This window comes from Candidatus Symbiopectobacterium sp. NZEC135 (assembly GCF_025962695.1).
Map to the genome: position 1 here is coordinate 1 of NZ_JAGFPF010000844.1, position 895 is coordinate 895.

Below are 895 nucleotides of genomic sequence, written 5' to 3' on the forward strand. Positions count from 1 at the left end.
TATTTGATCTATATTGAAGAAATTGACGGCGGTCCACCGCATGATGGCACGCGGGATCCTGAAGCAGGAGCGAGGTTTAGCAACGTATGGAACATTTGAAGGCTGAATTAAGCACGGTGTTGGGGGAAAAATTAAGCCGGCTCCAACGTATCAGTGAGCAGCCCTACGCACATTTGTACGCGCTGTATGACAATAACGGCAACGCCATGCCGCTGTTGGCGAAAAGCTATGTCTGTCAGGGTATTGCGCAGCAAGAGGCGTACAAGCTCTCCATGCTGGCGCGCGAGGGAGATGTACGCCTGCCAACGGTGTACGGTGTGGTGATCACCCAAGAAGCGCCCTATAAAGAACTGCTATTGATTGAGCGCCTGCGTGGTGTGTCAGTTGAAGCGCCGACCCGTACCCCGGAACGTTGGTCGTCGCTGATGGATCATGTGGTCGAGAGCGTGCTGCTCTGGCACCGTATCGACAGTCACGGCTGTGTGGGCAGCGTGGATAGCACGCAGGATAACGACTGGCTCAGTTGGTACGAACAGCGGCTGGAAGTGCTCTGGTCAACGTTATTGAATGTTGGCGCATCGTTACTGACGCAGGAAGATCGCAGCGTGTTGTACCGCTCACGCCAGTGTCTTGACGGCTTGTTTGATGATTTTGATGATAGCTGCGTATTGGTGCACGGTAATTTATCGTTGCGTAGCATGCTGAAAGACCCGCGCAGCGATCAGTTGCTGGCGATGATCAACCCCGGCATGATGTTATGGGCACCCAGGGAATATGACATGTTTCGCCTGTGCGAGCCGGGCATGTCAGAAGCGTTGCTCTATCGCTACCTGCAAAAAGCGCCGTTGGCGGAAAATTTTGTTTATCGCCGCTGGCTTTACGTCATTTGGGAAGC

Annotated in this window: 1 protein-coding gene; it reads left to right on the forward strand. The window is 53.6% G+C overall.

The window, feature by feature from the left end:
- Positions 1-86: 86 nt before the first annotated feature.
- Positions 87-895: YcbJ family phosphotransferase (locus J5224_RS30895; RefSeq protein WP_264628836.1), on the forward strand; the 809-nt coding region annotated here is incomplete at its 3' end.